The following is a 25,091-nucleotide window of genomic DNA, read 5'->3' as shown; positions in this document are numbered from 1 at the left end:
CTGGGGCCGGACCGTGCCGCAAGGCCGTGCCGCACGACGCCGTGCCGGACGATTGGAGCACCATGCCCCGCGAGTGGGACGCCAAGGCCTACGACTCCCTGCCGCTGCCGCACCTCGGCTGGGGACGCCGCACCCTCGCGCGCCTCCCGCTGCGCGGCGACGAGCGCGTGCTCGACGCCGGCTGTGGCACCGGCCGCGACACCGCGGGCCTGCTGGACCGCCTGCCGTCCGGCGGTGTGGTCGCCCTCGACGGCTCCGCGCGCATGCTGGAGCGGCTGCGGGAGCGGCTGGCCGGCCGGCTGGACCGGGTCGAGGTGGTGCGGGCCGACCTGACACGACCGCCGCTGCCCTTCGACGGCGACGTCGACGCCGTCTTCAGCGTGGCCGCGTTCCACTGGGTCGAGGACCACGACGCCCTGTTCCGCACCCTCGCCGCGCGCATGCGGCCCGGTGCGCGACTGGTCAGCGACTGCGGCGGCCGCGGCAACATCGCGTCGGTCGACGCGGCGATCGCCGAAGTGCGCGGCACCGACCCCGGCGACTGGGAGTTCGCCGGTGTCGAGGACACCCGGCGGCGGCTGGCCGACGCCGGGTTCACCGACGTCGAGGTGGCGCTCCGGCCCGATCCCGCGCGCTTCGAGCCCGGCGCGCAGCTGGAGGCGTTCCTGGCCACCGTCATCCTCGGTGCCTCGCTGGACGGCATGCCCGAGGAGGAGCACGAGCCGTTCGTGAAGGCCGTCGCGGGACGGCTGGCCGAACCGGTCGTCGATTACGTGCGGTTGGAGATCTCCGCGGTCAAGGCGGGCTGAGCGGAGGCCGGTTGGGCGTCCGGGCACATCTCCGGCGCGCTGCCGCGCCGGGGTCCGGTGCCCGTTCCGCAGCGGCCGGTCCGGGGCGGCGGCGGGTTCCGGCCGTGCCGCCCCGGCGCCCGCCCGCCGGCGTTACGGTGTGCCGCATGAGCCCGCTCAAGCGCCCCACCATCGCCGACATCGCCGCGGCGGCCGGCGTGTCCAAAGGCGCGGTGTCCTATGCCCTCAACGGCAAGGCGGGCGTCTCGGCGCAGACCCGGGCGCGCGTCCTGGAGATCGCCGTCCGCCTGGGCTGGCACCCCAGCAGCGCGGCCCGCGCGCTGTCGGACGGGCGGTCGCACGCGCTGGGCCTGGTGGTGGACCGGCCCGCGTGGACGCTGGGCATCGAGCCGTTCTTCATGCAGCTGATCGCCGGGGTGGAGGAAGGGCTCGCCGCCACCGGCACCGCACTGCTGCTCCAGGCCACCGAGGACGCCGGCGCCGAGGAGGCGGCGTACCGCCGCTGGTGGGGGGAGCGGCGGGTGGACGGCGTGCTGCTGGTGGACCTGCGGGACGGCGACCCCCGGCCCGCCCTGCTCGCCGAACTCGGCCTGCCCGCCGTGGTGGTGGGCCACGCCGTGGACGCGCCCGGGGTGCCGTCGGTGTGGATCGACGACGCCGCCGCGATCCGCGAGACGCTGGCGTACCTGGTGGCGATGGGGCACCGCAGGATCGCCCGGGTCGCCGGTCCCGCGCATTTCGTGCACACCCGCGAGCGCGGTGCGGCCTTCGACGCCTGCGCATCGGAACTCGGACTGGCGGGTGTGGAGCGGGTGTTCGCCGACTACTCCGGCGACGAGGGCGCCCGGGCGACCCGCCGCCTGCTGTCCGGAGCGGCCCGCCCCACCGCGATCGTGTACGACAACGACGTGATGGCGGTCGCCGCGCTGGGCGTGGCACAGGAGATGGGCGTACGCGTTCCCGCCGACCTGTCGCTGATCGCCTGGGACGACAGCGAGCTGTGCCGCCTGGTGCACCCGGCGCTCACCGCGGTCGACCGGCGGATAGCGGAGCACGGCCGCAGCGCGGCGGCGGCGCTGCTGTCGCTGGTGGACGGCGCCCCTGCCGCCGACGTCGAGCTGGCCCCACCCGTGCTGGTGCCGCGCGGCAGCACCGCACCCTCCCGCCGCTGACCGCGGCTCCCGCCGCCCCGCCGCGGCCGCGGCCCCCGCAGGTCACCCCCGTGACGCGCCCCAAGTCCCCCTCGACGCAAGGGTGTTTCACGATGTTTCAGCGTCCCGAAGCGTGCGCGATGCCTTGACGCTGCTGATGCGCGCGAGTTAAATCACGACACGATATAAGGCGTGAAACAAGTGGTGAAACAAGCGTGCAGACCCCCTCGCTGCACGGTCGTTCCGCGCGTCACCGTCCTGGTCCCCCGACGGGCTCCGGGACATGCCATGTCAGGCCCATGCCAGATTCAGGAACCCTGAGCACCTGCCCGAGAAAGGCAGCGACCATGAGCGCAGCACGACGCCCCCGCGGGGGCGGATCCCGCCTGCGACGCACCGCCGTCGGGGCGCTGGCCGCCGCGGCTGCGGCCGTCACCCCCGTCCTGGCCCTCCCGGCCCCGGCCCACGCCGCGGGCGAGAGCGTCCAGGTGTACCTGACCACCACCAACGACTCCGGCGGCCGCAACGTCGTCCAGGGGCTGGCCCAGCAGGCCCCGGTGTCCTTCGCCGCCGGCACGGGCGGCTCCGGCACCAACCTCACCGTCGACGAGGGCACCACCTACCAGCAGTTCACCGGCGCCGGTGCGTCGTTCACCGACACCGCCGCGTGGCTGATGAACTCCAGCGGCGCCCTGTCGGCCGCCACTCGCAACACCGTCATGCAGAAGCTGTTCGACCCGGTCAACGGCATCGGGATCGACTTCCTGCGCAACCCCATGGGCGCGTCCGACCTCGCCCGCTACAGCTACACCTACGACGACATGCCGGCCGGCCAGACCGACCCGAGCCTGTCCCACTTCTCCATCGCCCACGACCAGGCCGACGTGCTGCCGCTCACCAAGCAGGCGAAGCAGCTCAACCCGAGCCTGAAGGTGATGGGGACCCCGTGGACCCCGCCGCCGTGGATGAAGGACAACGGCAGCTACATCCAGGGCTGGCTGCAGTCGCAGTACTACGCCGCCTACGCCCAGTACTTCGTGAAGTACATCCAGGCCTACCAGGCCGCGGGCGTGCCGATCGACTACGTCACCGCGCAGAACGAGCCCACCGTCGGCGGTGACTACCCCGGCGCGAACTGGAACGGCTCGGGCCTGGCCTACTTCACCAAGAACGACCTGCTGCCCGCGCTCCACGCGGCCGGCCTGTCCACCAAGGCGCTGGCGCTGGACTGGAACTGGGACAGCTACGACAGCTACGCCGCGCCGACCGTCACCGACGACTCGGTGCGCAACGACCCGAACTTCGGCGGTGTCGCCTGGCACGGCTACGAGGGCAACGTGTCGGAGCAGACCACGATCCACAACCAGTACCCGAACCTGCCGGCCTTCGACACCGAGCACTCCGGCGGCACCTGGATCGGCAACCAGCAGAAGGAGGACATGGAGAACCTGATCGACTACACCCGCAACTGGGGCCAGAGCTGGGTCAAGTGGAGCCTGGCCGTCGATCAGAACATGGGCCCGCACAACGGCGGTTGCGGCACCTGCACCGGCCTGATCACCGTGCACAACGGCGACAGCCGCAGCGGGCAGGTCGACTACACCGTCGAGTACTACACGATGGGTCACCTGACGAAGTTCGTGAAGCCGGGCGCCACCCGGATCTCGTCCACCGACAACGCGACGATCCGCAACGTGGCCTGGCGCAACCCGGACGGCTCCAAGGCGCTCATCGCCTACAACGAGTCGTCCTCCGCGCAGCAGGTGCGCGTCAACTGGGGCAACGAGAACTTCGCCTACACCCTGCCCGGCGGCGCGTCGGCCACCTTCACCTGGGGCGGCACGCAGGGCAGCGGCGGCACCGGCGGTCACACCGGGACCATCACCGGCTACGGCGGCAAGTGCGTGGACGTGGCCGGCGGCAGCAACGCCAACGGCGCCGCGGTGCAGCTCTACGACTGCAACGGCACCTCCGCCCAGCAGTGGACCGCCTCCGGCACCACCCTGCAGGCGCTCGGCAAGTGCATGGACGTGACGTCCGCGGGCACCGCCAACGGCACCCAGGTGCAGCTGTACGACTGCAACGGCACCGGGTCGCAGCAGTGGACGCGGGGAGCGAACAACAGCCTGGTCAACCCGCAGTCCGGCAGATGCCTGGACGCGACAGGACCGAGCTCGGCCAACGGCACCCGGCTGCAGATCTGGGACTGCGCCGGAGCGGCCAACCAGCAGTGGACGGCGCCCGCCGCCTGATCCGCTGACCCCCTGGAACGGCCCCCGGTGGACCTCTCACCGCCGGGTGGTCGCGCTGAAGGAAGCAGCCGCCGGTCCGCGCATCCGCACGGACCGGCGGCTCGCCGTGCGAGGGCCTCCCCGTCCGGGTGATCCCCCGCGACCCGGTATGACGCCGTGTGGGGCCGCGGAACCGTTTCGTCGTCGGATGTTCGGCTGACCGTTGACCCAAGTGGGCGTGCGCGGGTGGGAGCCCCGCCTGACGTGCACCTACCCTGGTCGGGCCGTCCCGTCCCCCCTCGCGACGAGGAGTCCGCCGTGTCGATCGCGCGCAGCGAGAGCGTCGTCTGGCAGCGCGCGTGGCTGCGGTCGGCCGCCCTCCTCCTGCCCCTCCTGGTCGTGGCCCTCCTGGTGGCGGCGAACTGGGGGCTCATCAACTCCAGCGCCGGACGGCTCGGCGAGGCCGACCGCCTGTGGCTGACCGCCTCGGGCGGGGCCGCCTTCATGACCTGGGTGTGCTCGGCGACGGCCCAGCAGGGCGCGGTCGTCGAGACGCTGCCGCCGGGCCGGCTGCTGGCGACGCAGTTCGCCGCGTCCGCCGCCAACCACGTGCTGCCGGCCGGGGTCGGCGGCAACGCCGTCAACCTGCGGTTCCTGCTGCGCCACGGCCTGTCGCCGACCCGCTCGGTGGCCGCGCTCGCGGTGCGGGCCTGCGCCACGGTCATCGGCCGGCTCGTGCTGCTGGCCGTGGTGCTCACCTCGTTCCCCGGCGCCTTGCACATCCGCCGGGTCACCACCGGCGGATCCGACGTGCCCGCGCATCCGTTGCTGATCGCCGCCGTCGCGGCCGTGGTCCTGGCCGGCGGTTACGCCCTGACCCGGTGCGCCCGCCGGATGCGGGCGCGGGTCCGCGCGTTCCTGGCCTCGGTGGCCACCGACGTGCGCACGCTGCACGGCAACCGGGCCCGGATCGCGGCCCTGTGGGGCGGCGGACTGGCGTTCCCGGCCATGCACGCGGCCGTCGTGGTCGCGGTGATGCAGGCGGTGCACTCGCCGGTCCCGGTGAGCGGCGTCGTCGCGGCGTACCTGTGCGCGAGCACCGCCGCCGGCTGGCTGCCGACCCCGGCCGGCCTCGGCTCGCTGGACGCGGCCCTGGTGCTGGCCCTGGTGACCGCGGGCGCGTCCGGGGTGGCCGCGACCTCCGCGGTGCTCGGCTACCGCCTGGTCACCACCTGGCTGCCGCTGATCCCGGGAGTCATGGTGCTGGCGTTGCTCGTGCGGTACCGGCAACTTTAGGTACGGACCTTTGCCGGAAGTATTGACGGCCCCCCGTGGCGGGATTTAAATCACGTCCTGAACTAAGACGTGACGTAAGTCCCGTACGGATCCCCGGAGTCGCCGCGGGATCCCCTCGGGATCGGATCTGTCAGGGGCATGACCGAAGCCGGGGTACGGACCCACCGTGCGCCCGCGTGCGGCCGCCCCCGCCCACCAGCCGTTCCCCCACCGAGGAGTCCCGTCGTGTCGGAACCAGCCTCCCGCCGGCCCCGCCGGCCCCGCCCGCTCACCCTGCTCGCCGCCGCCCTGGCCGGCGGCGTGGTCGTGGGCACCCTCGGCGTCACCCAGGCCGCGGGCGCCGACCCCGCCGGCGCGATCACCGGCTACGGCGGCAAGTGCGTCGACGTCGCCGCGGCGAGCAGCGCCAACGGCACGGCCATCCAGCTGTACGACTGCAACGGCACCAACGCGCAGAACTGGACGGTCAGTTCGGACGGCACCCTGCGGGCGCTCGGCAAGTGCATGGACATCACCGCGGCCGGCACCGCCAACGGCACCCAGATCCAGCTCTACGACTGCAACGGCACCGCCGCGCAGAAGTGGACCGCGAGCAACGGCCAGCTGGTCAACCCGCAGTCCGGCCGCTGCCTCGACGCCACCGGCCCCAGCTCCGCCAACGGCACCCGGCTGCAGATCTGGGACTGCACCGGCGGCGCCAACCAGAAGTGGACGCTGCCCACCGGCGGCGGCACCACCCCGCCGCCCAGCGGCGTGCAGGCCGTCGCGCCCTACCTCTACAACGGCTGGGGCAACCCGCCCGACCCCACCACGGTCATGAACGCCACCGGCGTCAAGTGGTTCACCCTCGCCTTCGTCCTGAGCAACGGCTACTGCAACCCCCAGTGGGACGGCGGCCGGGCGCTGACCGGCGGCGTCGACCAGAGCACCATCACCAAGGTCAGGGCCGCCGGCGGCGACGTGGTGCCCTCCTTCGGCGGCTACAGCGGCAACAAGCTGGAGTCCTCCTGCTCCAGCGCGGGCGAACTCGCCGCCGCCTACCAGAAGGTGATCAGCGCCTACGGCCTCAAGGCCATCGACATCGACATCGAGGCCGACGCCTACAGCAACGGCACCGTCCAGCAGCGCACCGTCGACGCGCTCAAGACCGTCAAGGCGAACAACCCGGGCCTCGCCGTCTACGTCACCATCGGCACCGGCCAGACCGGCCCCGACACCAGCCTGATCAACCGGGCCGCCTCCTCGGGCCTCACCGTCGACGCCTGGACGATCATGCCGTTCGACTTCGGCGGCGCCGGCCAGAACATGGGCAACCTCACCACACAGGCCGCCGAGGGCCTGAAGAACGCGCTCAAGAGCGCCTACGGCTACAGCGACGACACCGCCTACCGGCACAGCGGCATCTCGTCGATGAACGGCATCACCGACAACAACGAGACGGTCACGGTGAACGACTTCCGGACCATCCTCGCGTACGCCCAGGCCCACCACCTGGCCCGGCTGACCTTCTGGTCGGCCAACCGGGACCGGCCGTGCCCCGGTGCCTACCCGAACGACGACACCTGCTCCGGCGTGTCCCAGAACGCCTGGGACTTCACCCGGACCTTCGCCCAGTACACCGGCTGAGACCCGGCCGGCACCCCCTGGGGAGGACTCTCCGCTCCCCGGCCGTGCAGCATGGTTCCCGCGATGCAACCATGTGCGGCCGGGGAGCGGAGGTGTGTTCGGTGACAGGGATACCGAGTCAGGCGGCGTCAGCCGCGGCGGACCGGGCCGGTGGCGGCCGGGTCCTGGTGGTGGATGACGATGCCGCGATCCGCCGGTCGCTCGGCCGCGCGCTGCGGCTGCGCGGCTTCGCGGTGACCGAGGCGGCCGGCGGAGCGGCGGCGCTCGACCTGCTGGAACGCACCCCGCCGGACGTGCTGGTGCTGGACATCTCCATGCCGGACGTCGACGGCATCGAGGTCTGCCGCACCCTCCGCGGGAGCGGCAGCGACCTGCCCGTGCTGGTGCTGTCCGCGCTGGACGAGGTCGCCGACCGCGTCGCGGGCCTGCAGGCCGGCGCCGACGACTACCTCGTCAAGCCCTTCGCCCTGGAGGAACTGGTCCTGCGGCTGGACGCCCTGCTGCGCCGGCGCCCGCCCCGCCCCGACGACCAGGTGCGTGCCTGCGGGCTGGTGCTCGACCCGGCGGCCCGCACCGCGTCCCGCGACGGCGAGGCGCTCGACCTCACCCGGCGCGAGTTCGAACTGCTGGAGGTGCTGGCCCGCAACTCCGGGCTCGTCCTCACCCGCGACCAGCTCCTCGACCGCGTCTGGGGCTACGACTTCGACGTGCGCACCGACGCCGTCGACACCTTCGTGAGCTACCTGCGACGCAAGCTGGAGGCCGGCGGACGGCCGCGCATCCTGCACACCGTGCGGGGCGTCGGGTTCGTGCTGCGGCCCGCGGCCGAGGACGCGGGCGCGGCGGGACCGGGGAGCGCGCCGGCAACCGGCGGCGGCCCCGGCCCCGCCCCGGCGGGAGGCGCGTCATGAGGCTGTCCACCCGCATCGCCCTGGCCGTCGGCGTCCTCGTGCCGCTGCTCGTGCTCGCATCCGGCTGGATCATGGTCCGGCTGGTCACCCGCGACGTGCACGCGCAGAGCGACGCGCACCTGCGGCAGCGGGCCGCGGCCGTCCTGCCCGAGGCCCGCAACCTGCTGCGCGCGATGGCCAACGACCGGCCGGCGAGCGTCGAACAGGCCAGGCAGCGGCGGCTGTTCACCTCCGCGCTCGACCTCGGCATCCGCGTCACCGGACCCGACGGCACCGTGTCCGGCGGACCGCAGCCCAAGGCGACGGTGACCCTGCCGGCCACGGCCGCGGCGCTCCGCCCGGTCACCGTGCCCGACGGCGGCCGCAGTTGGCGGGTGCTCGCCGAGCCCCTGTCCGTGACCCGCCCGTCGGTGTCCGGCACCCTGTGGCTGTTCTCCAGCGACACCGCCGGCCAGGCGCAGATCGGCCAGGTGCGCCGCCGGATCCTGACCGTGGCCGTGCTCACCGCGCCCGTCGCCGGCCTCGCTGCCTGGGCGACGGCCACGCGGTTCGCCCGCCCGCTGCTCGCACTGCAGCGCCGCGCCGGCGGGATCGACCCGCGGAGCAGCGCGAACCGGCTGGAGCACACCCCCACCCGCATCCCCGAGATCGACGCCCTCGCCCGCACCCTGCAGACCGTGCTGGCCCGCTACGACGAGCAGGCCGCCCGCACCGCCGAGGCGCTGGCCACCGCCCGCTCCTTCTCCGCCGCCGCGTCCCACGAGCTGCGCACCCCGCTGATGAGTATGCGGATCAACCTCGACGTGCTCGACGGCACGCCCGAGCCGGGCCGGGAGGAGCGCGGCGAGATCATCGCCGACCTGCGGGCCGAGCACGAACGGCTGCTCGGGCTGCTGGTCATGCTGCGCACCCTCGCCCAGGGCGACCTGGTGGAGGCCGACGCGTTCGCCCCGGTCGACCTCGCGGACCTGCTGGAGGCCGCGGTCACCGACCTGCGCCGGGAGCGGCCCGCCGCCCGGGTCGCCGTGGACAGCGCGCCCGGTTGCGTCGTGCACGCCTGGCCGCCGGGGCTCCGCTCGGCCGTCGACAACCTGCTGACCAACGCGGCCCTGCACGGCGCGAACCCCGACGGGTCCGCCAGGATCGAGGTCGTCCTGCGCCCGGCCGCCGACCCCGCGGCGCTGTGCCTGACCGTCTCCGACCACGGCCCCGGCATCCCCGCCGACGCCCGGGGCGAGATCTTCCAGCGCTTCCGGCGCGGCCCGGACAGCCCCGGCTCCGGCCTCGGACTCACCCTCGTCGCCCAGCAGATCGCCCTGCACGGCGGCACCGTCACCGTCACCGACCGCCCCGACGGCACCCCCGGCGCCCACATCGCGGTCCTGCTGCCCCGCCCCTCCGCCCCCCACTCCCTGCCCACCCACCGCGCCTGGCTCCCGGCACCGACGCCGGCACCGTGAGACGGGCCCCATGAGACAGGCCCCACGGGACGACGCGGGGGGCGAGCCTCACCCCCGCACGGCGCCGGCGATCCGCTCGGCGGCCTGGGCGGGCGTGATCCGCGTGGTGTCGACGACCTCGGCCTCGTCGTGCAGCCACGTGCGGGCCGCCTCGGCGTAGGGCTCGAGGTAGGCGAGACGGAACGCGGACGGTCCGAGGACGGTGTCCCCCTCGATGCGTCCGCGCAGGGTGTCCTGATCGGCGTGGAGCACGAAGTGCCGTACCGGAACCTCGTACCGGGCGAGGCCGGCGCTGATCTCGCGCCAGTACTCCTCGACCAGGACCGTCATCGGGATCACCAGAGTGCCGCCGGTGTAGTCGAGCACGCGGCGCGCGGTCTCGACCACGAGCGGCCGCCACGGCGGCCAGTGCTGGAAGTTGTCCGTCGAGGGCAGCCCCGGCCTGATGTCCATCAACGTCTCGCCGACCTTCTCGGCGTCGAACACCCGCGAATCCGGTAGCAGTTGCTGTACGAGAGCACTGGTCGTCGTCTTGCCCGCGCCGTGCGTGCCGTTGAGCCATACGATCATGCGTCCACGCTACGGGGTGGCCCGTGCCGGTGGGGCGGACCGCGCGACGGGGCCGGCCGAAGGCGCGTGGGGCCGGGGGCGCCCGTCTCCCGACCGTCGCGGGGACCACAAGGTTTCCACAAAGAGCGTTCCTACCCTCCGGGACGAAGCGGCGCCGCGTGGGTGCGGTGCCGGATGACGAGGGAGGACCTGATGCGCACCACCCGTACGCGCAGCGCCGTCGCGGTGACCGCGGCGATCGCCGCCGCCCTGCTCACCGCCGCGGGCAGCGCCGCGGCCGACACCGGCGCGACCGCGTCCACGCCGAAGGCCGCGGCGAAGGCCCCGACCGGGGACGGCGCGCGGGCCCTGTGCAAGCGCGTGCCCAAGATCGACGCGCGCATCGACCGCGCGCTGCAGCGCCTGAACGGCCCGGACACCGAGATCGGTTCCGTCGCCCGGCTGCAGAAGCGCGTGGACAACGCGAACGCCAAGGGCGACACCGCCGTGGCGAAGTTCCTGTCGGACCGGCTGACGTTCCGCAAGTCGCTGGTGCCGACGCTCAACCAGCGCAGCTCCGACCTGGACGCCGTCCGTACCTGGTGCGGCACCCAGCACTTCACCAACGGGGGGAAGTCGAAGTGACCCGCCGGCTCCGGGCGGCCGCGCTGCTGCCGGCGGCCGCACTGGCCGTCGCCGTGCTCGGCGGCTGCGCCCACCATGGCACCACCACCGACGGCTCGGGCAACGCCTCGCCGTCGGCGCCGTCGGCCTCGGACCTCGCCCACATGAAGAAGCTCGTGGACGACGCCGACTCGGCGGCCTCGGCCGCGGACAAGGACGCGTCGGCCGACAAGTGACCGGTCGGGCCCGGCGGCGCCACCGCCGGGCCCCCGCGCGCTACTTGGCGTCCGCGTAGCACTCCACGGCGTGCGTCTGCAGCGGGATCGGGACGGGCGTCGGGCCGAACACCAGGCGGCGGGCCTCCTCGCCCGCCGCCGTCACCGCCGCCTCCACGCGGGGCGCGAGGTCCAGCGGGGTGTGCACGATGACCTCGTCGTGCTGGAAGAACACCAGCCGCGGCGCCGGGCCGATCTCCGCCAGCCGCCGCCGCAGCGCCGCCAGCATGGCCAGCGCCCAGTCCGACGCACTGGCCTGGATCACGAAGTTGCGGGTGAAGCGCCCCCACGAGCGGGCCGCCCGGCGGTCCGGCGACGCGGCGTCGCCGGGGTCCGCACCGCCGTCGCCGCCCTCGCCCCCTTCGGCGAAGAAGCGTTCCGCCGACGGGGCGGGCGAGGTACGGCCCAGCTGCGACCTGACGATGCCGCCGGCCTCCCCGGTCCTGGCCGCCGACTCCACCAGCGCCAGCGCCGCGGGGAACCGGCGCCGCATCACCGCGAGCAACTGCCCCGCCTCGCCACTGGTCTGCCCGTACATCGCGGCCAGCAGGCCGATCTTGGCGCGCGGCCGGTCGCCGCCGAACGCGTCCTGCGCCAGGGCCGCGTAGAGATCGCCCGCGGCCGCGGCCCGCGCCAGACCCTTGTCGCCGGACATCGCGGCCAGCACCCGCGGCTCCAGCTGCCCGGCGTCCGCGACCACCAGGCGGTACCCGGGATCGGCGACGACGGCCGACCGCAGCAGCCGCGGGATCTGCAGCGCACCGCCGCCGCGGGTCGCCCACCGGCCGGACACCACTCCGCCGACCACGTACTCGGGACGGAAGCGGCCGCCGCGCACCCAGCTCTCCCGCCACGCCCAGCCGTGCGCCGCGTGGATCCGGGACAGCTCCTTGTAGCGCAGGAACAGCGCGGCGGCCGGATGGTCCACCGACCGCAGCTCGTACGACCGGGTCGAGTGCAGGGGGACGCCGACCCGGGCGAACGCCGGCAGCATCTGCGCGGGGGAGTCGGGGTTGACCGGGCGGCCCAGCAGTTCCTGCAGGCGCAACGTCATCTCGCCGAGCACCGCGGGCCGCGCGCCCGCGGCGGGCCGGGGCCCCAGCAGGCCGGTCAGCAGCTCGTCGTGCACGGCCGCGCTCCACGGCAGGCCCTCGCGCCCCATCTCGAGCGCGGCCAGCGCGCCCGCGGACTCCGCCGCGCACAGCAGCCGCATCCGCTCGGGGTGCGGGCCGTCGGCGATCCGGCGCAGTTGCGCGGCGTGCACCGCGACCAGTGCGTCCAGGAGGTCGGTGCCAGGCGGCAGATGGTGGCGGTCGGCGGCGAAGAGCACCGGCTGGTCGTCCGCCCCGGGCTCCGGCGCGTCGGGGGGTTCCGGCCGGTCGTGCAGGCGCGCCCAGGCGGCGCCCAGCGAGCGGGGCCGCCGGTGCCGGGCCTCCTGGCCGAGCAGCAGCGACTCCACGAGTTTCACGTCATGGCAGCGCGCGGGCCGCACCGCGGCGCGGTCCAGCAGCCACGGGTAGACCTCGTCGGTGGCCGCCCACACCCAGCGCGGGCGCTCCAGGGCCTCCCGCCGGGCCACCTCGGCCGCCAGATCGGGCACGCCCTGCACCGGGGAGGCCGGGCCGCCGTCCTCGGCGAGCACGCGCAGCCGGCCCCCGGACCCGACCGGGTCCGGGGCCACCGCGATCCGCACGCCACCGGCGACAGCTGTAGCCACCACGCGACAGTAACCGGCGGCACTGACAGCGGCCCCGGTGCCGACCGGGGCCGCGAGCAGCGGGGGAGGGCTGACCCTCGGTGCGAGGGGAGGACCTCAGGGCGCGGGGAGGAGGGTCACTCCCCGGTCTGCCCCTGGGCCTGGGCCTCGGCCACCGACTTGCGCACCTCGTCCATGTCGAGGGCGCGGGCCTGGGAGATCACGTCCTCCAGGGCCGGCTCGGGAAGGGCGCCCGGCTGCGCGAACACCGCGACATTGTCGCGGACGATCATCAGCGTCGGGATCGACTGGATCTGGAAGGCGGCCGCCAGCTCCGGCTGCGCCTCCGTGTCGACCTTGGCGAACACCAGGTCGCCGTGCTTCTCCGACGCCTTGTCGTACACCGGGGCGAACATCCGGCACGGGCCGCACCAGGCGGCCCAGAAGTCGATGAGGACGAAGTCGTTGGAGGAAACGACCTCGTCGAAGTTCTCCTTGGTCAGCTCCACAGTGCTCATGCCCCCCACAACGGGTGGGGGCGGCGGGAAATTCCTCCGGCACCGCCGGGGGAGTTCACTCGTCCGAGTGGTGCGGCGGGGGTCGGCATGGCGGGCCGCGGTTCCCCCTCGTTGATCAGCGCATGGCAGGTTCGAAGTGGGTCCGGCAAGAGGACATCGACGCACAGCAGCGGCGTGTGGCGCGGGGCGGAACGGTTCTGCAGAGCACCGACGCGCCCGTGTTCACCGCGCTGGCCGCCCAGTGGCGCTCCGCGGGCCGCATGGTGCCCGGGCAGGCGGACCGCGAGTGGGCCGAGCTCGTCGGCCGCATCCCGCGCGTCACCGGCCTGTGAGTCGCGGCTCCGCGCGCTGAGAGGGCGTCCGCGCCGCCGTGGGCTCCGCGCCGGCGTCGCGGCCGGCCCGCGGCCTCAGGGCAGTGGCTGCTCCGGCTTCGGCCCGTCGTAGGCGCCGACCGGGCGCATCCGCAGAGGCCGCTCCGCGTACTCCTCCAGGGCGTGCGCGATCCAGCCGGCGGTGCGGGCCACCGAGAACACGATCTCCCCGGCCTCGGACGGCATCCCGCAGGACAGCGACAGGGTCCCCAGGGCGAGGTCGACGTTGGGGTGCTGGGGGCTGTGCCGGGCCACGGTGGCCGCCACGTCCCGCGCGGCGGCCAGCGGCGCGGCCGCCTCCGGAACCTCCTCCAGCAGGCGGAACAGCAGCCGCGCCCGCGGATCGTCGCCCTGGTAGAGCCGGTGGCCGAGCCCGGGCACCCGCAGCCCCGCGCGCAGGTACTCGGCGACCACCGGACCCGCGGAACCGCGCTCCACGACCTCGGCCAGCATCCGGTGGACGAGGCCGCTGACCTGCCCGTGCAGCGGGCCGTCCAGCGCGCCCAGTCCCGCGGACACCACGGCGTAGGGGTGCGCGCGGGCCGAGGCGGCGACCCTCGCGGCGAGCGTGGAGGCGGCCAGGTCATGGTCGATGAGCAGGGCCAGGGCGGCGTCCGTGACGCGCAGCGACGCGTCGTCGGCGGGGCGCGCGGTCAGCCGTGACCACAGCCGCAGCGCGATCGGGCCCGAGCCGCGCTGGGCCGGCCCGGCCGGCGGCAGCGCGTCCACGAGCGTGGGGATGAGGCTGCGGGCCGAGCCCAGCACGGCGCCCTCGGCGAGGTCGAAACGCAGCGGGTCCGCCGCGGCGGCGGCGATGGCCGCGACCCGCAGCCGGTCCATCAGCCCGCAGTCGGCCGGCAGCGCGGCGGCCGCCCGCCTGGCGGCGGCCAGCGGCTGCGGCGGCGCCTCGAAGCGGACGCCGCGCCGCAGCAGGCCCGTCCACAGCCACTCGGCGACCTCCTCGAAGGAGTACGCCGCGGCCAGTTCCGTCGCGTCCACCCCGCGGAAGTAGTACCGGTCGCCGGCGATCAGCGTGATCCCGGTGCGGACGCGGCCTATGCCGGCGTCGGCCGCGGGCGACGCCTCGGTCCCGGAGGCGGGCCGGCCGCGGCGGGCGAGCGCGGCGACCTCCGCGGGGTCGAAGGTGCTGCCGCGGCCGCCCTGGACGCGGCGGCTGCCGAGCAGGCCGCGGCTCACATAGGCGTAGAGGGTCTCGGGCTTGACGCCGAGCCGCCGTGCGGCCTCCCGCGTGCTGATCCGGCCGTCGTCGCCGGTACCGGGCGCTGCGTCCTCTGCCATGGGCCTCACCGTATCCGGATCCGGGGCCGCCTCCGGCGGTGGCCCGGCGGGCCCCGCGGCGCGTGCCGAAACGTGACTGTACAGGCGTTCAATCAACCCATCAATCAATGTTGACATCAACTCAATCAATGATGGACAGTCAAGTCAACACCAAGGAGGAAACGATGCCGACCACCGAGCGCACCGCCCCCGTCGACGTACCCCGCGGCCTGAAGGGCGTGATCGTCACCGAGACGACCCTCGGCGACGTCAGGGGCGCCGAGGGCTTCTACCACTACCGCCAGTTCTCCGCCGTCGAGCTGGCCGACAGCCGCACCTTCGAGGACGTCTGGCACCTGATGGTCCGCGGCTCGCTGCCGGGCGCCGCCGAGCGCGCGGCGTTCACCGCGGAGACCGCGGCGCTGCGGCACCTCCCCGACGGCGTGCGGGCGGCCCTCCCGGCCATCGCCCGCGCCGGCGCGGCGTCCGGGCCGCTCGCCGGACTGCGCACGGCGCTCTCGCTGCTGGGCGCCGCGGCCGGATTCCGGCCGGTCTACGACATCGACGCCGACCGGCGGCGCGCCGACGCGCTGGCCGCCTGCGCCGCGGTCCCCACCCTCATCACCGCGCTCTACCGGCTCGAGCAGGGCCTGGAGCCCGTCGAGCCCCGCGACGACCTGGCCCACGCGGCCAACTACCTCTACATGCTCACCGGGCACGAGCCCGACGCCCGCGCGGCCCGGGCCGTCGAGCGGTACCTCATCTCCACCGTCGACCACGGCTTCAACGCGTCCACCTTCACCGCGCGGGTGATCGCCTCCACCGGCGCGGACCTCGCGGCCTGCCTGGTGGGCGCCCTCGGCGCGCTCTCCGGCCCGCTCCACGGCGGCGCGCCCAGCCGCGCCCTGGACACCCTCGACGCGATCGGCACCCCCGACCGGATCGACGGGTGGCTGCGCGAGCACATCCTCGCCGGGGACCGGATCATGGGCTTCGGCCACCCCGTCTACACCACGGAGGACCCCCGCTCGCGGATGCTCAAGGCGATCGCCCGGGAGTTCGGCGGCGACCTCGTGGACTTCGCGGTCCAGGTCGAGGAGCGCGCGGAGACGGTGCTGGCCGAGCTCAAGCCCGGGCGGAACCTCCACATCAACGTGGAGTTCTTCGCCGGCGTCGTCATGGAACTGTGCGGGTTGCCGCGGGCGATGTTCACGCCGACGTTCGCGGCGGCGAGGGTCGTGGGGTGGAGCGCGAACGTCCTGGAGCAGGCGGAGGACAGCAAGATCATCCGGCCGGCCGCGCGGTACGTGGGACCGTCCCCGGCGGTGCCGGTGCCGGCGCTCTGAGTTTTTTCCGGGCGCTGGGTGCGGGTTTCGCTCCGTTCGGCCAATGGGGTGCCGCGCGCTGCGCGCTGCCGTCTGCCGGTCTCGTTGTGGCTGGTCGCGCTGGGGGCACCTCCCGGCCGAAGGCTGGGGGACCCCGCGCCCCTGCGGCCTCCGGGGTGCCCCGCGCTGCGCGCTGCCGTCTGCCGGTCTCGTTTCGGCTGGTCGCGCTGGGGGCACCTCCCGGCCGAAGGCTGGGGGACCTCGCGCCCCTGGCGGTGCAGGTTCGTGGGTGGGGTCAGGGGCCACTCCGGGAGTGTCTCCTCGACCTTTGCATGGCGGCTTTTTCCGAAGAGGTGGGCCGGGGCCTTGCAAAGCTCTGCGGGGACACACCCGGATCGTCCCCCTCCGGCCCGTCCCCGTCTACGGGAGGACATTGGCCGTGCCCCAAGTCCCCCGCCGCACGGTGGGTGAGCGGGAGGGGGTGGGGAGGAAGTGCTCCCCCGCAGAGAAATGTGCGCGGCCCCCGGGTGCCGATACGTACGAACCCGTATGCACATTTCCGAGGAGACGCTTCCGGAGCGCCCCCGACCCCACGGACAAAGGGCACGCATATCAGGGGCGCGAGGAACTGCGCGAACAACCACGGTGAACCGTGCGACGGCAACGGCGGCCCGGGGGCACCCCGGAAGCCGAGCACCCACCGGCCGGTGGACAACGAGCAAGCCCCGGGCGCACCCCGGAAGCCGACCCAGCAAGCCCCGGGGGCACCCCGTTGGCCGGTGGACGGCCGACAAGCCCCGGGGGCACCCCGTAGGCCGAACCCAGCAAGCCCCGGGGGCACCCCGTTGGCCAGGGGGTGGTGACGGCATACCGACCAGTCGGTAGTGTGGGACGGGAGAAGCTACCCGCGGGTAGCAGGGACGGCCCGTCACTGAAGGAGCGAGCGTGCGCGCAATCCAGATCACCGAGTTCGGCGGCCCCGAGGTGCTGCGCGTCGCGGAGCTGCCCGAGCCGGTGGCGGGTCCCGGCCAGGTGCTGGTGGACGTCCGCCGCGCGGGAGTGAACTACGCGGACACGCACACCGTCGAGGACAGCTACCTGTCGCGGTCGAGCCTGCCGATGGTGCCGGGCGCGGAGGTCGCCGGCCGGACCGGCGACGGCCGGCGGATCGTCGCGCTGACGGACAACGGCGGGTACGCCGAACGCGCCGTCGTGCACGAGGCGATGGCGCACGACGTGCCCGAGGGCGTCAGCGACGAGCAGGCGCTGGCCCTCGTCGTGCAGGGCGTCACCGCGTGGCACCTGCTGCGCACGTCCGCGCGGCTCGCCGAGGGCGAGAGCGTCGTGGTGCACGCGGCGGCCGGCGGGACGGGGTCGCTGGCCGTGCAGCTGGCCCGGCGTTTCGGGGCCGGACGGGTGATCGCCACGGCCTCGTCGAAGGAGAAGCGCGACCTGGCGCTGGAGCTGGGCGCGGACGTGGCCGTCGACGCCGCGCCCGAGGGGCTCAAGGAGCGGCTGGTCGAGGCGAACGGCGGACGCAAGGTCGACGTGGTGCTGGAGATGACCGGCGGTCCGGTCTTCGACGCCTCGCTGGCGGCCCTCGCGCCGTTCGGCCGGCTCGTGACGTACGGGATGGCCTCCCGGGTGCCGGCCACCGCGGTGCGGGCCGAGGCGCTGATGGGCCGGTCCAGGGCCGTGGTCGGCTTCTGGCTGGCGCACTGCCTGGGCCGTCCGGGGATGTACCGGGAGCCGCTGGCCGAGCTGCTCGCGCTGACCGCGGACGGCTCCCTGAAGCCGCAGGTCGGCGCCGTGTACCCGTTGGAGGAGGCGGCGCGCGCCCATGCGGATCTGCGCGCCAGGCGTACGGTGGGAAAGCTCGCCCTGGACACCACCCGTTGAGCGGAACCGCCCGGGCCGTCCCGGTCGTTGCATCGTTGGGTAGTAAGCAGGCATAAGCACCACCACCGCACCGCCAACCAACGGAGCACACCCCGGCCGCCCCCCGCGACCCGTGCCCCGCACGCATCGGGAGGGGCCATGAACCGGAACCGCTTCGCTCCCGACCGGGGACTGACGACACGGATGGTCGTCACGATGTTCCTGATCGGACTCCTGTACGTCGTCTTCGTGGGCGCGCTGCTCGCCCTGCTGCGGGGCGCATGGCCGACGATCCTGGTCATCGCCGGGCTGCTGTTCGTCGCGCAGTTCTGGTTCAGCGACCGCATCGCCGCGTTCAGCATGGGCGCCCGCGAGGTCACTCCCGAGCAGGCGCCCGAGCTGCACGGCGTGGTCGACCGGGTGTGCGCGCTCGCCGACCTGCCCAAGCCGAAGGTCGCCATCGCCGACTCCGACGTGCCGAACGCGTTCGCCACGGGCCGCAACCAGAAGAACACCGTGGTGTGCGCGACCACCGGGCTGCTGCGCCGCCTGGAGCCCGACGAGCTGGAAGGCGTGATCGCGCACGAGCTGTCCCACGTCGCCCACAAGGACGTGGCCGTGATGACGATCGCGTCCTTCCTGGGCATCCTCGCCGGGGTGATCACCCGCATCGGCCTGTGGGGCGGCTTCCGCCGCGGCGGCCGCGACGCCAACACCGCGATGATCGCGATCCTCGTGCCGCTGGTGAGCGCGGTGGTCTACGCGATCAGCTTCCTGCTCACCCGGATGCTCTCGCGCTACCGCGAGCTGTCCGCGGACCGCAGCGCCGCGCTGCTCACCGGCCGCCCCTCCGCGCTGGCCTCGGCGCTCACCAAGGTCAGCGGCCAGATCGCTCGTATCCCGACGGAGGACCTGCGGGCCTCCCAGCCGTTCAACGCGTTCTACTTCGCGCCCGCCCTCAGCTCCGGGGCGTCGCTGTCGAAGCTGCTGTCCACGCACCCCACGCTGGAGGCCCGACTGGAGCAGCTCAGCCAGATCACCCGCGAACTGGACCGCCGCTGATGGGCCTCCTCGACGTGCTGCTCGGCCGCACCAAGCCGGTGCGGCCCGACCTGGACCAGCTGTTCGGGCTCAGCTCGGCGGCCATCACGCTGCAGGCCGCGAGCGAACTGCGGCCCACCGGGCGGGGGTCGGTGTGCTTCGCCGCCGTCGAGGGCGGCGCCTTCGCGGAGATCCAGCAGGAGCTGCACACCCTGCTGGCCACCGAGACCAGCAGCGACTCCTACGGCTACACATGGCTGCTCTCCCGGCACGACCCCGAGGACATGACGGGGCTGGTCACGGACCTGCACGCGATCAACTCCACGCTCGAGCAGCACGGGTTCGGCCCGCAGTTGCTCTGCTCCCTCGTCGGCTTCGCCAACCCCGCGGGCGGCCCCTCCCTGGCCCTGGTCTACCTGTACAAGCGCGGCAGCTTCTACCCGGTCTGCCAGCTGCCCGGCGAGCAGAAGCGGGACAACGCGCGGGAGTTGGAGATCGCCGCGCTCCTGGGGAACGACCTGCGGATCGAATCCGACCACGCCCGCTGGTTCCCGGTCTGGGGTGCGCCGGGCATGGCGGAGTGAGCGCGCGGGCGCGCGGGACGGGCACCGGGGGGACCGGACGGGGCCCTCACGTGCGATCCGGTCCGGCCGCGGCGGCGGTACGCGGCCTCCCGTGCTTAGAGTGGGGATGATCGGTGACGATCTCCCGTGATGGAGGAAGCGCATGACCGTGTACGACCCCGCCGACGTCAAGGTCAGTCCGACCAGTTGGGTGTCCGAGCAGGCCCGCCGCTACGAGGAGTCGGACGGCACCGAAGCCACCGACATGAACGGCTCCCCGTGCCTGCTGCTCGACTACCTCGGCCGCAAGAGCGGCCAGTGGCTGCGGACCGTGCTGATCTACGGCCGGGACGGCGACGACTACCTGATCGTCGCGTCCAAGGGCGGTGCTCCTGAGCACCCCCTGTGGTACCTGAGCCTGCGCGACAACCCCGACGTGCACGTGCGCGTCGGGCGCGAGCGGTTCGCCGCACGTGCCGAGGTGCTGTCGGCGGAGGACAAGGCGCGGGTGTGGCCGCACCTGCTGGACGTGTACGCGCCCTATGCGGACTACCAGAAGGGCACCGACCGGGACATCCCGGTGCTCCGGCTCCGCCGGGTCTGACGGCACGCGACAGGTCGGGCGCCCCTCGGTGAGGGGCGCCCGCGACGTCTCCCGCGCCGCCGCGTCCGCGGCCCCGTGCCCGCGGTCGCGCTCCGGCGCGGCGTCACCGCGCGGCGCGTCCTGCCCTCGCCGCGGTCACCGCGGTGAGCACCGCCAGCGACAGTTCCAGGGCCGTCAGGAACGCCAGGCCCAGGCCGAGGGCGTGCGGGTAGCCGCGGCCGGCGCCGTCGCCCGCCGCCCCGTAGAACACGATGCCGATCAGGGCGATGCCGAGGGCGCCGCTGATCTGCTGGATGGTGGCCACCAGCCCGGACGCCGAGCCGACCAGCTCCGCGGGGACGTCGCCGAGCGCGCTGTGCGTGAGCGGGGCGATCACCATGCCCATCCCGACGCCGTCCACGAACAGGCCCGGTGTCAGCTCCCACAGGGTGCCCGTGGTGCCGGACGTCTGCACCGCGGCCCACAGGAGGCCCAGGCCCGCGGCCATCAGCAGGGCGCCGGCCGGCACCGTGCGGCTGCCGAGGCGGGCGGCGATCGTGTGCGCCGCCGTCGACGTCAGCAGGTAGCCCGCGCCGATCGACAGGAACACCGTGCCCGACGCGAGCGCGTCCAGCCCGCGGCCGGCCTGCAGGTACAGCGCCAGGACGAGGAAGAACGAGCCCTGTCCCGCCCAGAACACCAGCTGCGCGAGCGCCCCCAGCGAGAAGCCCCGCAGCCGGAACAGGCGCGTGTCGAGCACGGGGTCCCCGCCCGCCGCGCCCCGCCGGCGCTGGTGCGCCACGAAGGCGGTGCCCAGCGCCGCGGAGCCGGCCAGGCACATCCAGGTCCACACCGGCCAGCCGAGCGCCCGGCCCTGGATCAGCGGCAGGACGAGGGCGACCACGGACGCGGTCGACAGGGCCACGCCGACCGGGTCGAGCCGCGGCCGCCGCGGCGCACGCGACTCGCCGAGCGCCCGCGGCGCCAGGGCCAGCGCGGCCAGGCCGATCGGCAGGTTGATCAGAAAGCAGGCCCGCCAGCCGAGCCCGAGGAGGTCGGCCCTGATCAGAAGGCCGCCGATGAGCTGCCCGAACACCGCGCCGACGCCCATCGTCATGCCGTACATGCCGAACGCGCGGGCCTGGGCCCGGCCGGTGTACCCGGTCTGCAGGATCGCCAGCACCTGCGGGCCCATCAGGGCGGCGCTCAGCCCCTGCAGCACCCGGGCGGCCACCAGGGTGCCCGGAGTCGGGGCGAACCCGCAGGCTGCGGAGGTGGCGGTGAACAGGGCGAGCCCGAGGGAGAACATCCGCCGGCGCCCGAAGATGTCGCCGAGCCGGCCGGCGGTGACCAGCCCGGTGGCGACGGCGAGGCCGAAGCCCGCCACCACCCACTGGACGGCCGCGGTCCCGGCGCGCAGGTCGCCCTGGAGCGCGGGGATGGCCACGTTGACGATGAAGACGTCGAGGGCGGTCATGAACGTCGCGGCGAGCAGGACCAGCAGGCCCAGGCCGGACCGGCCGGCGGCCGGGGCCGGCCGGTCCTGCGCCGCGGGCGGGGATGCGGTGGTGGAGGCCGAAGCCATGGCGAACTCCTGTCACGGAACGGGAAGCCGGGAAGCCGGGGCGCCGGACCGCACGGGCAGGCCGGGGGAGGGCAGCCGGAGCGGCAGGGGCGGCGGGGGAGCGGGGGGAATGGGGCGGGCGCCCCGCGCACCAGGCGGGCGCGGGGCCGCCGACCGGGCCGGTCAGCCGTTCGCCGGGACCTTGTCCAGGAAGCCGAGGACGCTGTGGATCCGCCCGTCCTCGCCCGTGACCGCGACGTCGAAGCCGACGACCAGCGGCTCGCCGCCGGCCGGCCCCAGTTCCCAGGTGAACCGGGTGATGTGGTGGTGGGTGTCGACCGGGCCGAGGGTGAAGACCAGGCCCGCGAACTGGGCCTGCACCGCCGCGACGACCGCGTCCAGCGCGTCGGGCCCGGTCACGTCGGCCAGCGGGTCGGTGTAGCGGGCGCCGTCGGCGAAGACCTCGCCGATCAGCGCGCGGCGGGCGGCCGGGTCGGTCGCGTTCCACGCGGCGATGTAGCGCTCGGCCAGGTACTGGAGGTCGCTCATGACGGTTTCTCCCTGCGGTCACCGGCGCCGGGTTGCGCCGTGTTCTTGCAGGTCAAGACGGTACGGAGCGGCGACGGACACGGAATCCGTCAGCATTAGGCAGTGCTGTGGTCATCAGCGGCGGCCGCATCGGTCACCGCGGCGCGGCAACCGGCCGCCCCATCCGTCGACGGGCCCGGGCGATCCCGGGGGACCGGTCAGCGGTGCAGGTCGAGGCGTGCCTTCAGCGCGTCCAGCGCCGCCGCCAGGCGCGGCGAGCCGCAGTGCCGCGACAGGCCGGCGGCCTCCCGGCCGAGCGACCGGGCGCCCTCCAGGTCGCCCGTCATCGCGCGGGCGAGCGCGGCCCGCGCCGCGTACAGGCTGCGGTCGCGGACGAACTCGACGTCCTGCATGGCCAGCGCCTGCTCCAGCAGCGGCCGCGCCTCGTACGCCTGGCCCAGGTCGAGCAGCGACTGCCCGGCCTGCGCGGCGAGTTCGGCGTCGTCCAGCCAGTACAGCCACGCCGGTCCCGGGTCCGCCTCCGCGGCATCCAGCTGCCGCTCGGCCTCGGCCACCGCCCGGCGGAAGGCGCCCGGCGCCCCCATCGCCGCGTGGGCGCGGCCCAGCCGGCTGGCGGCCAGGGCCCGCACCGCGGGCGGCGTACCGCCCGCCGACCGCACGCCGGCCTCGGCGGCGGCGACCGCGTCCTGCGGCCGGCCCGCGATCACCGACTGGAGCGAGAGACCTCCCCACAGGGCGACGGCCAGCGCACGGTCCCCGGCGCTGTGCGCCAGCCGCAGGCCGGTCAGGTAGTGACGTTGGGCCGCGCCGTGCCGGCCCGTGTCGGTGGCCGCCCAGCCGCCGAGCTGGGCCAGGTCCGCGGCGACCCGCAGCAACCGCCGCTGGGCCGCCGCGCCGTGCACGTCCCGCCCCAACAGCCCCGACACCAGCCGCAGATCGGCCTCCACGCGGTGGCGCACCGCGGCCCCGCCGAGCCGGTCGTCGAGCCGGCGCAGGCCGAGCACGCCTGCCTCCAGCCAGTCGAGGACCGGGCCGTCGACGAACGGCGGCGCGTCGAACTCCGCGCCGGGGCCGGGCGACTGAGCAGGCACCCGCTCGGAGAGCGGTCCCGCGGGCGCGGGCGGGGAGGCGCACCCCTCGGTCTCCGCACCGTCCCAGTCGGCGATAGCGTCCCGCAGCGCCTGGCCGTCGGCGATGGGATAGCCGCGCGGGTCGCCGCTGCCGTCGTCCACGAGCGCCACGAGCGCGGTGCGGCTCCCCTGGACCGTCCAGGGCAGGCCGTCCGGCATCCCGCCGTGAGCGGGCAGCCAGCGCGGCCACGGCCGCTCCTCGAGGTCCTTGGCCGCCACGCCCAGCGCGCGGGCCAGCGCCCGCTGGCTGTCCGCCTCCGGGACGACGCCCCAGTGCTCCCAGCGCCACACCTTCTCGCGGCGGGCCGCCATCGGCACGCCGAGGGCCCGCGCGTGCTCGGCGACGACCCGCGCCAGGTCCTGGTAACTCCAGCCGTGGCGGCGCCGGACGTAGGCCAGAGGGTGCGTGGAGCCGGCGGAGTCGTCGCGCGCCACGTTTCTGCCGTCCATGTCCCCGGATCCCCCACTGCCGTGCACCAGCCCTGCCGCGATCAGGGTCTCGATATCAGGATTGCCGCTCCCGGCGCCAGCCGGGCGCCCGCTTTGCGTGCCGATCCCCGACCCAAACCCCTGTAACCCTAAGGGACTACAGCGAGACAACAGGACTGACCTTGTTGCGGACAGCCGCCTACCGGTTGGCTGTTCGCGATCACTGGACGTAACGCCGCGCCGTGGAGGGCTGCCCGCGGATGACCCCACCGCCGCCACCCTTCCGCTTCACGCGGGGCAAAGACGACGTGGCCTTCGACCCTGCCTTCGGGGACGACGAACTCATCACCGCCCGTGCCGCCTTGGCGCAGGGGCGGTGGACCGACGTTCGCGCGCTCCTCGCGCGGACCGGTACCGACTGGGACCTGCGAGGGCACCGGATGGTTGTGCTCGGCGAGGGCAAGTCCGCCTCCGTCTGGGCCCAGGAATGGCAGTTGGCCGAGCCGGAGAGCCCCGACGCGGCCGCGCTGACCGCCTGCGCCGCGGTGTTCCGCGCCGCGGCCGGCAAGCAGAGCGCGGACGTGGCACGAGAAGCGTGCATGCGGGCGGCCCGGATGGCGCCCAGCGACCCGACGCCGTGGCTGTGCCTGCTGATCCTGGCCCGCCGCACCGGCACCGACGACGAGCAGGTGCGGGCCTTCGACCAGGTGCGCGGCCGGCACCGCGGTCACCACCACGGCCACCACCTGATGACGCAGTGCCTGGCGGAGCGTCAGAAGACCGACGGGGACGATCCGTTCCACGAGGTCTACGAGTTCGCCGAGTGGGCGGCGGGCGAGGCCGGCGCGGGATCGCCGCTGGCCGTGCTGCCGCTGGTCGCCCTGATCGAGCGGTACCGCGTCCTGGCGGTCGAGGGCGCGCTGCCCTCCGACCCCTCGGGGCTTCCCTACTGGACCAGTTCGCGCGCCAGGACCAGCGTGCGGGCCGGGTTCGGCTGGTGGCTGGAGTGGCAGGGCGGCAGCAGCCATCCACGGCTGGCGCTCGACCTGAACTACCTGGCCTTCGGCAAGTTCCACTCCGGGGACACCGTCGAGGCCGCCGCCCTCTTCAACCGGATCGGCTCGCAGGTCACCCGCGTCCCCTGGACGTACCCCGACCGCGACCCCAAGAAGGCGTTCCGGGCCGCGCGCAACTACGCGCTCGGCTTCGGTTCTTCATGACACCCGACACCTGC

At 74.5% G+C, this 25,091-nt stretch carries 23 protein-coding genes; 16 read left to right on the top strand and 7 right to left on the bottom strand.

Annotation, left to right across the window (positions count from 1 at the left end; all coding sequences use genetic code 11):
• Positions 1-62 precede the first annotated feature (62 nt).
• The 7 genes from BMW99_RS13180 to BMW99_RS13150 all read left to right on the top strand — a co-directional run bounded on the left by BMW99_RS13180 (position 63) and on the right by BMW99_RS13150 (position 9,484).
• Positions 63-809 (top strand): class I SAM-dependent methyltransferase, encoded by a 747-nt coding sequence (locus BMW99_RS13180; protein ID WP_069463076.1) that lies wholly within the window; start codon positions 63-65, stop codon positions 807-809.
• A gap of 146 nt (positions 810-955) precedes the next feature.
• Positions 956-1,981 carry a LacI family DNA-binding transcriptional regulator gene (locus BMW99_RS13175; protein WP_075016844.1) on the top strand — a complete coding sequence of 342 codons (1,026 nt, stop codon included), beginning with the start codon at positions 956-958 and terminating at the stop codon, positions 1,979-1,981.
• A gap of 326 nt (positions 1,982-2,307) precedes the next feature.
• A complete protein-coding gene (locus tag BMW99_RS13170) occupies positions 2,308-4,212 on the top strand; it encodes a ricin-type beta-trefoil lectin domain protein (RefSeq protein ID WP_079176037.1) in 1,905 nt (634 codons plus the stop codon).
• A 297-nt stretch (positions 4,213-4,509) separates the two neighbouring features.
• Positions 4,510-5,487, top strand: a complete 978-nt coding sequence (locus BMW99_RS13165) for a lysylphosphatidylglycerol synthase transmembrane domain-containing protein (protein WP_176735416.1) — start codon at positions 4,510-4,512, stop codon at positions 5,485-5,487.
• Between the two features lie 300 nt (positions 5,488-5,787).
• Positions 5,788-7,113: a chitinase gene (locus tag BMW99_RS13160; protein ID WP_245791437.1), complete on the top strand. Its 1,326-nt coding sequence runs from the start codon at positions 5,788-5,790 to the stop codon at positions 7,111-7,113.
• A 101-nt stretch (positions 7,114-7,214) separates the two neighbouring features.
• Positions 7,215-8,024 carry a response regulator transcription factor gene (locus BMW99_RS13155; protein WP_322899526.1) on the top strand — a complete coding sequence of 270 codons (810 nt, stop codon included), beginning with the start codon at positions 7,215-7,217 and terminating at the stop codon, positions 8,022-8,024.
• The gene (locus BMW99_RS13150) at positions 8,021-9,484 is read left to right on the top strand and encodes a sensor histidine kinase (protein ID WP_075016843.1); all 1,464 of its coding nucleotides are present in this window, start codon (positions 8,021-8,023) and stop codon (positions 9,482-9,484) included. Before BMW99_RS13155 ends, BMW99_RS13150 begins: the two co-directional genes overlap by 4 nt.
• Before the next feature lie 48 nt (positions 9,485-9,532).
• Here BMW99_RS13150 and BMW99_RS13145 read toward each other — a convergent pair whose 3' ends face one another.
• The gene (locus BMW99_RS13145; RefSeq protein WP_075016842.1) at positions 9,533-10,054 is read right to left on the bottom strand and encodes an AAA family ATPase; all 522 of its coding nucleotides are present in this window, start codon (positions 10,052-10,054) and stop codon (positions 9,533-9,535) included.
• Positions 10,055-10,246: 192 nt separating this feature from the next.
• Between BMW99_RS13145 and BMW99_RS13140 the strand changes: the two genes are divergently transcribed.
• Both BMW99_RS13140 and BMW99_RS13135 read left to right on the top strand, forming a co-directional pair.
• On the top strand, positions 10,247-10,678 hold the full coding sequence (locus tag BMW99_RS13140; RefSeq protein WP_069466287.1) for a hypothetical protein: 432 nt from the start codon (positions 10,247-10,249) through the stop codon (positions 10,676-10,678).
• Positions 10,675-10,893 (top strand): hypothetical protein, encoded by a 219-nt coding sequence (locus BMW99_RS13135; protein ID WP_069466285.1) that lies wholly within the window; start codon positions 10,675-10,677, stop codon positions 10,891-10,893. The genes BMW99_RS13140 and BMW99_RS13135 overlap by 4 nt, the downstream gene beginning before the upstream one ends.
• A 40-nt stretch (positions 10,894-10,933) precedes the next feature.
• Here the strand turns inward: BMW99_RS13135 and BMW99_RS13130 are convergent, their stop codons facing one another.
• Together BMW99_RS13130 and trxA are read right to left on the bottom strand one after the other, a co-directional pair.
• Entirely contained in the window at positions 10,934-12,649 is a 1,716-nt protein-coding gene (locus BMW99_RS13130) for a bifunctional 3'-5' exonuclease/DNA polymerase (protein WP_245791419.1), read from the bottom strand.
• Between the two features lie 116 nt (positions 12,650-12,765).
• On the bottom strand, positions 12,766-13,146 hold the full coding sequence (trxA, locus tag BMW99_RS13125) for a thioredoxin (RefSeq protein WP_069467255.1): 381 nt from the start codon (positions 13,144-13,146) through the stop codon (positions 12,766-12,768).
• Between the two features lie 122 nt (positions 13,147-13,268).
• Here trxA and BMW99_RS40735 point away from each other — a divergent pair, with 122 nt between their 5' ends.
• Positions 13,269-13,478, top strand: a complete 210-nt coding sequence (locus tag BMW99_RS40735; protein ID WP_069467254.1) for a hypothetical protein — start codon at positions 13,269-13,271, stop codon at positions 13,476-13,478.
• A 75-nt stretch (positions 13,479-13,553) separates the two neighbouring features.
• Here the strand turns inward: BMW99_RS40735 and BMW99_RS13120 are convergent, their stop codons facing one another.
• The gene (locus tag BMW99_RS13120; RefSeq protein WP_069467253.1) at positions 13,554-14,816 is read right to left on the bottom strand and encodes a citrate synthase; all 1,263 of its coding nucleotides are present in this window, start codon (positions 14,814-14,816) and stop codon (positions 13,554-13,556) included.
• Positions 14,817-14,980: 164 nt separating this feature from the next.
• On the opposite strand from BMW99_RS13120, the gene BMW99_RS13115 reads away from it, so the two are divergent.
• The 5 genes from BMW99_RS13115 to BMW99_RS13095 all read left to right on the top strand — a co-directional run bounded on the left by BMW99_RS13115 (position 14,981) and on the right by BMW99_RS13095 (position 20,206).
• Positions 14,981-16,141: a citrate synthase gene (locus tag BMW99_RS13115; protein WP_069467252.1), complete on the top strand. Its 1,161-nt coding sequence runs from the start codon at positions 14,981-14,983 to the stop codon at positions 16,139-16,141.
• Positions 16,142-17,065: 924 nt separating this feature from the next.
• Positions 17,066-18,019, top strand: coding sequence for a quinone oxidoreductase family protein (locus BMW99_RS13110; protein ID WP_075016840.1), 954 nt, complete (start codon positions 17,066-17,068; stop codon positions 18,017-18,019).
• A 138-nt stretch (positions 18,020-18,157) separates the two neighbouring features.
• Positions 18,158-19,060: a zinc metalloprotease HtpX gene (htpX, locus tag BMW99_RS13105; protein WP_069465675.1), complete on the top strand. Its 903-nt coding sequence runs from the start codon at positions 18,158-18,160 to the stop codon at positions 19,058-19,060.
• On the top strand, positions 19,060-19,623 hold the full coding sequence (gene pspAB / locus BMW99_RS13100) for a PspA-associated protein PspAB (RefSeq protein WP_069465676.1): 564 nt from the start codon (positions 19,060-19,062) through the stop codon (positions 19,621-19,623). Before htpX ends, pspAB begins: the two co-directional genes overlap by 1 nt.
• A 142-nt stretch (positions 19,624-19,765) precedes the next feature.
• Positions 19,766-20,206: a nitroreductase family deazaflavin-dependent oxidoreductase gene (locus tag BMW99_RS13095; protein WP_069465677.1), complete on the top strand. Its 441-nt coding sequence runs from the start codon at positions 19,766-19,768 to the stop codon at positions 20,204-20,206.
• Positions 20,207-20,309: 103 nt separating this feature from the next.
• On the opposite strand, the gene BMW99_RS13090 is transcribed toward BMW99_RS13095, so the two are convergent.
• From BMW99_RS13090 to BMW99_RS13080, 3 genes are all read right to left on the bottom strand, one after another.
• A complete protein-coding gene (locus tag BMW99_RS13090; protein ID WP_075016839.1) occupies positions 20,310-21,770 on the bottom strand; it encodes an MFS transporter in 1,461 nt (486 codons plus the stop codon).
• 162 nt (positions 21,771-21,932) lie between these two features.
• Complete coding sequence (locus BMW99_RS13085) at positions 21,933-22,298, bottom strand: nuclear transport factor 2 family protein (protein ID WP_075016838.1); 366 nt, start codon at positions 22,296-22,298, stop codon at positions 21,933-21,935.
• Between the two features lie 197 nt (positions 22,299-22,495).
• Positions 22,496-23,878: a hypothetical protein gene (locus tag BMW99_RS13080; protein ID WP_107485363.1), complete on the bottom strand. Its 1,383-nt coding sequence runs from the start codon at positions 23,876-23,878 to the stop codon at positions 22,496-22,498.
• 239 nt (positions 23,879-24,117) lie between these two features.
• Between BMW99_RS13080 and BMW99_RS13075 the strand changes: the two genes are divergently transcribed.
• Positions 24,118-25,077, top strand: a complete 960-nt coding sequence (locus tag BMW99_RS13075; protein WP_069466132.1) for a hypothetical protein — start codon at positions 24,118-24,120, stop codon at positions 25,075-25,077.
• Positions 25,078-25,091 lie beyond the last annotated feature (14 nt).

The organism is Actinacidiphila rubida, from assembly GCF_900110255.1.
GTDB classification, from domain to species: domain Bacteria; phylum Actinomycetota; class Actinomycetes; order Streptomycetales; family Streptomycetaceae; genus Actinacidiphila; species Actinacidiphila rubida.
The sequence above is the reverse complement of the archived record's forward strand: the minus strand, read 5'-3'. Positions and strand labels throughout refer to the sequence as shown.

Bases quoted from the DNA above. Each gene is read 5' to 3' on its own strand.
- BMW99_RS13180 (WP_069463076.1), top strand. From the start codon at position 63: ATGCCCCGCGAGTGGGACGCCAAGGCCTACGACTCCCTGCCGCTGCCG.
- BMW99_RS13175 (WP_075016844.1), top strand. From the start codon at position 956: ATGAGCCCGCTCAAGCGCCCCACCATCGCCGACATCGCCGCGGCGGCC.
- BMW99_RS13170 (WP_079176037.1), top strand. From the start codon at position 2,308: ATGAGCGCAGCACGACGCCCCCGCGGGGGCGGATCCCGCCTGCGACGC.
- BMW99_RS13150 (WP_075016843.1), top strand. From the start codon at position 8,021: ATGAGGCTGTCCACCCGCATCGCCCTGGCCGTCGGCGTCCTCGTGCCG.
- BMW99_RS13145 (WP_075016842.1), bottom strand. From the start codon at position 10,054: ATGATCGTATGGCTCAACGGCACGCACGGCGCGGGCAAGACGACGACC.
- BMW99_RS13140 (WP_069466287.1), top strand. From the start codon at position 10,247: ATGCGCACCACCCGTACGCGCAGCGCCGTCGCGGTGACCGCGGCGATC.
- trxA (WP_069467255.1), bottom strand. From the start codon at position 13,146: ATGAGCACTGTGGAGCTGACCAAGGAGAACTTCGACGAGGTCGTTTCC.
- BMW99_RS40735 (WP_069467254.1), top strand. From the start codon at position 13,269: ATGGCAGGTTCGAAGTGGGTCCGGCAAGAGGACATCGACGCACAGCAG.
- BMW99_RS13120 (WP_069467253.1), bottom strand. From the start codon at position 14,816: ATGGCAGAGGACGCAGCGCCCGGTACCGGCGACGACGGCCGGATCAGC.
- BMW99_RS13115 (WP_069467252.1), top strand. From the start codon at position 14,981: ATGCCGACCACCGAGCGCACCGCCCCCGTCGACGTACCCCGCGGCCTG.
- htpX (WP_069465675.1), top strand. From the start codon at position 18,158: ATGAACCGGAACCGCTTCGCTCCCGACCGGGGACTGACGACACGGATG.
- pspAB (WP_069465676.1), top strand. From the start codon at position 19,060: ATGGGCCTCCTCGACGTGCTGCTCGGCCGCACCAAGCCGGTGCGGCCC.
- BMW99_RS13095 (WP_069465677.1), top strand. From the start codon at position 19,766: ATGACCGTGTACGACCCCGCCGACGTCAAGGTCAGTCCGACCAGTTGG.
- BMW99_RS13090 (WP_075016839.1), bottom strand. From the start codon at position 21,770: ATGGCTTCGGCCTCCACCACCGCATCCCCGCCCGCGGCGCAGGACCGG.
- BMW99_RS13085 (WP_075016838.1), bottom strand. From the start codon at position 22,298: ATGAGCGACCTCCAGTACCTGGCCGAGCGCTACATCGCCGCGTGGAAC.
- BMW99_RS13080 (WP_107485363.1), bottom strand. From the start codon at position 23,878: ATGGACGGCAGAAACGTGGCGCGCGACGACTCCGCCGGCTCCACGCAC.
- BMW99_RS13075 (WP_069466132.1), top strand. From the start codon at position 24,118: ATGACCCCACCGCCGCCACCCTTCCGCTTCACGCGGGGCAAAGACGAC.